General features: G+C 34.0%; 7 protein-coding genes. 3 read left to right on the forward strand and 4 right to left on the reverse strand.

What is annotated here, in order from left to right; genetic code table 11:
• Positions 1–39: 39 nt before the first annotated feature.
• Both EZH24_RS14775 and EZH24_RS03655 read left to right on the forward strand, forming a co-directional pair.
• Positions 40–1,338, forward strand: a complete 1,299-nt coding sequence (locus tag EZH24_RS14775; RefSeq protein WP_170310832.1) for a hypothetical protein — start codon at positions 40–42, stop codon at positions 1,336–1,338.
• 2 nt (positions 1,339–1,340) lie between these two features.
• Positions 1,341–1,946 carry an OmpA family protein gene (locus tag EZH24_RS03655; RefSeq protein WP_137997772.1) on the forward strand — a complete coding sequence of 202 codons (606 nt, stop codon included), beginning with the start codon at positions 1,341–1,343 and terminating at the stop codon, positions 1,944–1,946.
• 271 nt (positions 1,947–2,217) lie between these two features.
• Here the strand turns inward: EZH24_RS03655 and EZH24_RS03660 are convergent, their stop codons facing one another.
• Positions 2,218–2,952, reverse strand: a complete 735-nt coding sequence (locus EZH24_RS03660; RefSeq protein ID WP_137997773.1) for a hypothetical protein — start codon at positions 2,950–2,952, stop codon at positions 2,218–2,220.
• A 188-nt stretch (positions 2,953–3,140) separates the two neighbouring features.
• Here EZH24_RS03660 and EZH24_RS03665 point away from each other — a divergent pair, with 188 nt between their 5' ends.
• On the forward strand, positions 3,141–6,263 hold the full coding sequence (locus EZH24_RS03665) for an efflux RND transporter permease subunit (RefSeq protein WP_137997774.1): 3,123 nt from the start codon (positions 3,141–3,143) through the stop codon (positions 6,261–6,263).
• 57 nt (positions 6,264–6,320) lie between these two features.
• Here EZH24_RS03665 and EZH24_RS03670 read toward each other — a convergent pair whose 3' ends face one another.
• From EZH24_RS03670 to EZH24_RS03680, 3 genes are all read right to left on the reverse strand, one after another.
• On the reverse strand, positions 6,321–7,829 hold the full coding sequence (locus tag EZH24_RS03670; RefSeq protein WP_137997775.1) for a tripartite tricarboxylate transporter permease: 1,509 nt from the start codon (positions 7,827–7,829) through the stop codon (positions 6,321–6,323).
• 18 nt (positions 7,830–7,847) lie between these two features.
• Entirely contained in the window at positions 7,848–8,315 is a 468-nt protein-coding gene (locus tag EZH24_RS03675) for a tripartite tricarboxylate transporter TctB family protein (RefSeq protein ID WP_137997776.1), read from the reverse strand.
• 95 nt (positions 8,316–8,410) lie between these two features.
• On the reverse strand, positions 8,411–9,212 hold an 802-nt coding region (locus tag EZH24_RS03680; RefSeq protein WP_137997777.1), incomplete at its 5' end, for a tripartite tricarboxylate transporter substrate binding protein.

Consider the following 9,212-nt stretch of genomic DNA (forward strand, 5'->3'; position numbering starts at 1 on the left):
TAATTTAATAATTTAATAATTTAACGATAATTAGAGAAAATGATTAAATCTAAATTGATAAAGTTAATTATATTTTTTATAATCGGCGTAAATCTTTATTCGCAAGGTTTTATTTCGTTCCCGACTCCGAAAAATTATGACGAATTTTTGAAAATCTATTTGAAAAACGAGGGACTTTATACAAATCTTTCGGACGAGACGATAAGCAATTTAACTTCAAATATTCAAATAGAAAATTTATTTCAGCAATGGAAAGGAACTTTAAGTTTTGGAGAGATTTTGGCGATTGCAAGAGACCCTGCAAAAATGCTTGATACCGAAACTAACGAAAACCTTATACTTATATTCGGAACTACAATGGGTTTTTTGGAAGCGGCGAGTATGCAACTTGAAACCACGCAATTAATAGCGAATTCTCTAAAAAGTAAAATTTCTTTCAACGCAAACTCTGGAAACAATAACGGGCTTTTAATTCCTATGCATACGCCAATAGGAAGTTTTGGAGTAAATCTTTATGTCGACACTCCGATTTTCGATATTCAAAGAGCGGTAACTTATCCCGTTATCGCCGAAACGGAAGAAAAAGAATATGACGAGATAAGCGATTATAAATCTATATCCGACGCGGTAAAATATGTTCCAATTCCGCATTTAAACGCTTATTTTCAAATTAATTTCGGACCTTTTCCAATGTCGCTTACTTTAAGAGGCGGAGGAGCTTTCGGTTTTAAGGATTTATTTGCAAAAGTAATAAACGATGTGGAAGTGGAGGCAATAGGTTATAATTTCGGAGTTTCGCTTAAAACTTTTTTATTTAGAACAAAATATTTCTTCGGAGATTTTAGAGCGGATTTTAATTTTGAAGAAAGTAAAATAGGTTTAGCCGTAAAGAAAAGATACGTTTATGTTCCGATAAGATTAGGTTATGACGGAGGCACGGACACGGGAGTCGTATTTAACGGAAACGCTTTTTTAGAATCGAAATGGAAAGCTTACGCGATTAGTCCAAAAATAGTATTCGGCTTAAAAATCAAAGAAAAAATTCCCGTAATTCAATATTTTTCGTCTTATTTCTCGCTCGGAGCGGATATAACTTACGGAATAATCGACTCGCAAATAGGAATAAACGGAATCGGAAGCTACGCGAATATACAAGGGCATACTTTGGAGATTAGCGATTTAAATGTGCCGACTTCTTTCGATAAAAGGGATTTTTGGCATTACGATATGAGAGTGGGCTTTCATGTGGATATATTTTTTCAATCGTTTTCTGTGGAATATTCCATTTTTAGCAAACAGTTCGCCTTTCAAGTAATCCCAATAAATATAAGGTTTTAATTATGAGAAAGAAAATAATATTTTTTATATTTTTTGTAATTGAGGCTTTTTATTTAGTTTCATGCATCAGACTTTTTACTCCAGAAGAGAGATTGCGTTTTAGGAGAAAACCAAAGAAGGAATGCGAATATAATTTTATAATCGAAGAAAATCAAAAAATTAATTTGCTTAAGCAAGATATAGGAAATTTGATATTATTTGAAAACGAGATATATTACGATATAGGCGAGACGCAATATAAAAATAACGATACTTATAATTATATATTAAACGAAGTAATTAATTTTATGCAAAATAATCAAAACGCGATATTGATTATAGAAGGACATGCCGACACTTTGGCTTATAAAAGTAAAAAAGTCAATTATATGATTTCCGTAAATAGAGCTTTGATAGCGAAAGATTATATAATAAAATATATAGACGAAGAGAGAGTAAAAACTTACGCTTATAGCGACTTAAAGCCGAGATACGACACAAATACCGACAGAAATAGAAGAGTTGACTTTATAGCTCTTAAATGTATGCAAGAATTTGAAGAATACGATAATTTTTATTCAAATTATATGACAGATTTTTTAATTGAAATCGGCATAACGAATAGATAATTTTTAATATTTTATTTATTTTTTACAATAGATTGTTTCACCATATATTTTTAATAGTCATTACGAGGACTTAAAAAGTCCGCGACAAAGTCGGGCAGACGCCAAGTAATCCAAAATTAATGAAATTTTATTTTAAAATCGATTTTATTAATAGTGGATTGCTTCGATTTGTAAAACAAATCTCGCAATGACCAAACAAAATAAAAACGGCTCACACTATTTAAGTATAAACCGTTTTTTGAATGCGTGAATTATATTATAATCAAAAAATTTAGAATCTTATAGTTATGCCCAATCTTGGCAAAGCTAACATTCTTATATTTCTTAATGTGTTAATTTTCAATTTTTTAAGGTCTTCTTCGGTTTCAAATTGAGTAATTTTTGAAAAATCATTAGCCCAAGGAACGACATAATAACCGACATCGAATAAAGAAATATCTATGCCGACTTGAACGGGCCAATTAGCGCCTCTTTTAGGGAATAATTGTATTCTCCATCCCAATTCGAGAGACAAATAAAGTCCTCCATGCGAGCGCAATTCCGTTCCTCCGAATCTTGGAGATAAGAAGAATCCAAAAGGAGCTTTTCTGAAAAAGAAAAATTTAACGTTTATAGCCCAAGGGACAGTGTGAAAACTCACTTTATTATCAGCCATTTGAAATTGTCCGACTGAAAATCCTATATCGAGTCCGACCGTCATAAAATCGAGCGGAGCGAAATCATAACTGAATCCCAATCCAAAAGCCCAATGTTTTTTCTTCATATCTTTTCCCGTAAGGTCGGCGTCCCCTGCAATCAACATATCTTCTATGGGAAGAACATCCGAACCCGCGAGTCTGTCGAAAATCCCCGCCCATAAAGTGGGACCGAAGTTTAGCCCGAATAAACTTCTGCCATGCATATAATCCCAAGCGGCGTTTCCCGTTTTCTCTCCAATATTCTGTCCGAAAAGATTAACCGAACAGAATAGCGTCAAAACCGTTAATAAATAAAAATATCGTTTCATAATAAATACCCTCCGATAAATCATTAAATAATATTTCTACTTATAAGTATAATCAATATTTTTTATTTTTCAAGCGTTTTTATAATATTAAAAATCTATATTTTGACAATTCAGAATAATTAACATAATATATTTAAAACTTATTTATATTCTTATTCGTCTAAAATATAACGAGGTTTAAATATTAAATGAAATCTTTTATAGGTTTGGTTGTAAAAAGACCAATCACAATAATTATGATAATAATATCCGTTTTGATATTAGGATTGATAAGTTTGTCGCGTCTTTCAATCGATTCTATGCCGAATATGCAAATGCCTTATATAAGCGTTCATACGAGATATAGAAACGCGGGACCAGAAGAGATAGAAAAATCGATTACAAAAATTGTGGAAGGAGCGGTTGCAACCGTTAATAATATAAAAAATATAACATCCTACTCGAGAGAAAATTCTTCCGATGTAATGGTGGAATTTAATTGGGGAGTCGATTTAAGAGAGGCAAGCGAAGATATAAGAGAGGCTTTGGAGAGAATATACGACTCGCTTCCCGATAACGCCGACAAACCTAATATAAGAAAATTCGCAACGGACGACACTTCTTTAATGGAGGTTGCAATTTACGGTTTGGAAGATAAAGCCTCTTTATATAATATAGCGGAAAATCAAATAGCCCCAAAAATCAAACAGGCTAAAGGAGTCGCTCAAGCCGAGACGAGAGGAGGATTAAAAAGGCAGATAAAAATTGACGCAAATTTAAATAGACTGAAAGCTTATAATATAAATATAAATCAAATATCCGAAGCGCTCTCAAGAGACAATAATAATTTAGTAGGCGGGCAGGCTAATCATGGTTTTTATAAATATACTATAAGAACGATGGGAGAGATAAAAAGCGTAGACGATATAAAAAATATTTCAGTCGCGTTAAAAACGAATAGTTACGGAGCGAAAGCGATAATAAAAGTTAGAGATTTGGCGGAAGTTTACGAAGGCTATGACGATGAAATTAATATAGTAAAAATAAACGGAGAAGAATCGGTTTCAATAGCGGTAAATAAAGAATCTGGAGCGAATACGGTAGAAGTCGCAAATAATGTCAAAAAAAATTTGGAAGAATATAATTTTCCCGAAGGCGTGAATTACGAAATAATGTTTAATACCGCGGACGGAATAAACGATGCTATTAAAGGAGTTTTATCTACCGCTTGGCAGGGCGGACTTTTTGCAATAATCGTTCTTATGATTTATATGTGGAATTTAAGAAGCGTATCTGTAATTGCTATTTCGATTCCTCTGTCTATAATAATAACTTTTACTTTAATGTATTTTATGAATATCACTTTAAATGTAATATCTCTTTCGGGGCTTGTTTTGGGAATAGGAATGATGGTAGATAATTCTATTGTCGTTTTGGAAAATATATTTTATTACAGAAACGAAGGCTACGGAAAATATTCGAGCGCGATAAACGGAGCTTATAAAGTCTCTCTCGCAATAAGCGCGTCCACTTTTACTACAATAGCCGTGTTTCTTCCGTTTTTGTATATAGAGGGAATGACGAGTCAAATGTTTAGAGATTTATGCATTACGGTTGCAATTTCTATGATAGCGTCTTTACTTGTAGCATTAACCGTAGTTCCAATGTTTGGGGCGAGACTCGTGAGCGCTAAAAAATCAAAAATATTTTACGGGCTTGAAATTATAATAAACAAATATATTCACTCGAATATAAATAATATATACAATAAAATTCTTACTTTTTCTATAAAAAATAAAAAAATTATTTTGATTCCGTCAATTATATTCGTCATAATAGTTTTAATTTTGGGTTTAAAATTTATAGGCAAAGAAGGATTTCCAAGAACTGACGAAGGACAATTTATGATTATGGCGACAATGCCAATTGGAACGAAAAGCGAACAAACGGCATCTTTCGTATCGTTAATGGAAAAAGACATTAAAGAAATAATCAAAAGTGATTTAAAAAGATTTCAATCGAGAATAAGAAGCGGAAGCGAATCGAGTTCGGCAAATATAAGAGTGGAACTTAAAAACAAAAGCTACAGAAAAGTAAAAAATATAAACGAATATATAAATATTATAAGAGATAAACTTTCCGTGTATCCATGCACGATAAATATTTGGTCTTTAGGCTCTATGAGAGGAAATAGAGACAGAGGAGAATTTTTAAGAATAGAATTGCTCGGAGACGATTTGATTAAATCGGAAGAACTTGGAAACAGAATTGTGAAAGAAGTTTCAAATATTAGCGCAGTAAAATATATTTGGCTCGAAGAAGACGACTCGAATAAAGAATTGCAAATATTCGTAAATAGAGATGTTGCGGCAAAAATGGGGCTTAAAGTAAACGATATCGCGAGAATAATAAATACGAGTTTCGCGGGTTCTACGGCGACAACGATAACGCCAGAAAATTCCGATTGGACGGATATCGATGTGAATGTGCAACTTGAAAATTCGGATAAAGTAACTATTGAAGATGTTAAAAAAATAAGCGTTCCCGTAAACGGAGTTTTGATTCCTCTCTCTTCGATAGCCGATATAGTAAAAAGCTACGGTCCGAGAATGATAGAAAGAAAAGACAGAAAAAGAGTGACAACTGTTTACGCGAATATTGACGGAAAACCTTTAAACGAAGTTATGACGGAAATTAAAGATAAAATGAATAATCAAATATTCGTTCCAGCGGGAATATCAATAAATTATGCGGGAGATTTTGAGGATATGAACGAAGCCTTTAATCAGCTTATTTTGGCTTTGATTTTGGCTTTAGTTTTGGTTTACTCTATTATGGCGAGTCAATTCGAATCTTTTATCGCTCCTTTTATTATAGCTTTATCGGTCCCTTTCGGGCTTGCGGGTTCTTTAATCGCCTTGTTTATATCGAAAACGACTTTAAGCGCATACAGCGCGATTGGTTGCATAGTTTTAGTCGGAATAGTTGTAAATAACGGAATAGTTTTAATCGATTATATGAATCAAATTATGCGTGAAAAAAATATAAACGGAGATGCATCCGCGTTGGAATCGGGAAATAGAAGATTAAGACCAATTCTTATGACGACATTAACTACAATACTCGGAATACTTCCTATGGCTTTGGGTTCAGAGAGCGGAAACGAAATGTATAAACCTTTGTCAATCGCTTTACTTGGCGGACTTTCAATATCGACAATATTTACTTTGATTATAGTTCCCACAATTTACGGAGCTATAAGAAATAAAATTCCTCTTAAAGACTACGATAAAAAAGATTTTGAAAGTAAGAAAGATTTTATTAAATTATAAAAATAACCGCCTTACTAAAAAGAAGACGGTTATTTAATAATTGATAGTTTATATAATCTAATTTTCTTGTTTTTCGCCTTGCATCTTTTTCTTATAAATAGATTTTATTACGGGATAGAGTATAGACGCTATAGTAAGCAATAACAATATAATACATATAGGAGAGCGAACAAATATAGAAATATCTCCGTCTGAAATTTTATAAGCTCTTCTAAAATATTGTTCCATACTGTTTCCTATAATAACCGCCAAAACCATAGGACTTGTCGGAATATCCGCCTTGCCCATAAAATATCCTATTAAACCGAATATTATTAGAATATAAAAATCATGCGTAGTATAGCTTATAGCGTAAGTTCCTATAAAAGTTAATCCTAAAACTATAGGATATAAAACTTTAGGAGGAATTGAAAGCACTCTAACCAAAAGCCCCGCTAAAGGTATATTCACCACGGCAAGTATTATATTTCCTACGAACATACTTGCAATTAATCCCCATACTATATGAGTTTGAGTGGTAAATAAAGCGGGACCTGGCTGCAATCCTAACATAAGCAACGCTCCCATCATAACGGCTGTAGTTCCCGAACCTGGAACTCCCAAAGCTAACATTGGAATCAAAGCTCCAACGGAAGCGGCGTTATTAGCGGCTTCTGGAGCGGCGACTCCTTCTATAGCGCCTTTGCCAAATTCTTCGGGATGTTTTGAAAGCTGTTTTTCATTATTATAACTCATCAAAGCGGCTAAAGTTCCGCCAGCGCCGGGCAATACGCCTATTATAAAACCGAAAGGCGAACTTCTTATTATAGGCAATATACATCTTTTCCATTCAGCCATACTTATCCATATTTTGCCAAATTTCGTTTGCATCTTTTTCTTGCCTTCTTCTATATGTCTGAAACTCTTTAATACTTCGCCTAAAGCATACATGGCTATAATTATAATTAAAAAGTCTATACCAGATTGAAGCTCCAAGATTCCAAATGTAAATCTATTAACGCCAGATTGAGGGTCCGTTCCTATAGTCGCTACCATAAGTCCGAAAATCATTGAAATAAAACCTTTTATAGGATTTCCTTCCGTCATAGACGCCGTAGCGGATAATGCAAATAAAAATAATACAAAATATTCCGCGGGACCGAATTTTAAGGCAAAACGAGATACTGGAACCGCGACAAATGTCATTATAATTGTGGCAATCATCCCCCCTATAAACGAAGCTATAGCAGAAATAGCCAAAGCTTGCTCCGCTCTACCTTGAAGAGCCATAGGATAACCGTCAAAAGTAGCGGCAATGGCAGCTCCATCGCCCGGAGTATTTATCAAAATAGAAGCTCTCGAACCGCCATACATAGCTCCATAATAAACTCCCGCCATAGTTATTAAAGCTGCGACTGGTCCCATAGTAAAAGTAAGAGGGAGTAATATTGCTACGCCCGTTGCTGGTCCAAGTCCCGGAAGCATTCCTATAACAGTTCCTAAAACGCCTCCAAGCGTAACCCACATAATATTTATAGGCTGTATTGCAACGGTAAAACCTTCCGCTAAAAATTTCAAACTTTCCATAATAATCTTCTCCCTTAATTAAAAATATTGTCCTAATTTAGGCAAATATAAACCCAATAATGTATTGAATATTATAAAAGCTATAACGCTGAATAAAACGGATACTATAGTAGAAACTTTCCATGATTTCAAACCGCCAAATATTAGAAGTTCCACTTCAAGGAATATAATGGTGGATAATACAAAACCTAATATATTAAAAAGTATGGCATATACTATCGCGTTTACAACGGTAATCGCTATTTTCTTTCCGTTATTTCCAAAACTTAATTTAATAGTTTCCTTATCTTTATTTTTTTGAATTTTCATTAATTCTTGTATTAGTAAAGCCAATCCTAATATCGTCAAAGCTATACCCAACATTATTGGAAAAATTTTCGGTTCCATTGGACGCCCTACTGTAGCATCGGGAAAATTAAAAGCCATTATCATATAGGTTAATCCTACGGCTATAGTTATTATTGAAGACACTAAATTAATTGTCATACTTTCTCCTTAAAAATTTTATCTTTTATTTATTTTTCTTATTTCTTAATAAGGCTCGGCAAATATGATTATTATTTATTTACCGAGCCTGTAATTTAATTTTGTTTTAACATATTTATATCTTGCATTATGACTTTATAATCTTCTTCGTTCTTTTCCAAGAATTTTACAAAGTCAGCGGAATCAAGATAATATTCATCCCAGTCAAATTGACGGCATGCATCTTTCCATTCTTGAGTATCTTTCAATTTAGCCAAAGCGTTTGTCCAATAATTGAAAGCGTATTCGGGCATATCTGGCGCGCCAAATAAACCTCTCCAGTTAACAAAAGTGGCGTCTATTCCCTGCTCTATACATGTCGGTATCTGTCCTTTTACTCCCGTTCCTATTCTCCTATCGGCAGTTTGAGCTAAAACTTTCAAATCTCCGCTTTCAACGAGTCCCATAACATCCGCCAAACTTGTGGAGAATAAATCTATATGTCCTCCCAATACTTGAGTAGCGGCGTCATCGTCAAAAGAAATATAATCTATTTGATTAAGATTATCGACTCCAGCGGCTTTAGCTATAATCAAAAACTGAATATGGTCCATAGAACCTACGGAAGAAAGTCCTCCAATTTTTACAGATTTTGGATTTCTTTTTAAGGCTTCCATAACATCGTTAATGGTTTGATACCTTGAATCCGCTCGAACCACGAACGCCGCATAATCGGCTATCAAACTTGCAAGAGGCGTCAAATCTCTAAAACTGTAGGGAGTAGTTCCGTTTAAGTTTATAAAGATTATCGGAGGAGAGAAAACCGTTATAGTTCTCGTATCTCCTTTTTTGGTTTGCATAGCACCCAAATGCACAGCTCCGCCCGCTCCTACCGCGTTCCTAACGGGCATCGGAACG

The organism is Brachyspira catarrhinii (assembly GCF_005518285.1).
Classification (GTDB): Bacteria; Spirochaetota; Brachyspiria; order Brachyspirales; family Brachyspiraceae; genus Brachyspira; species Brachyspira catarrhinii.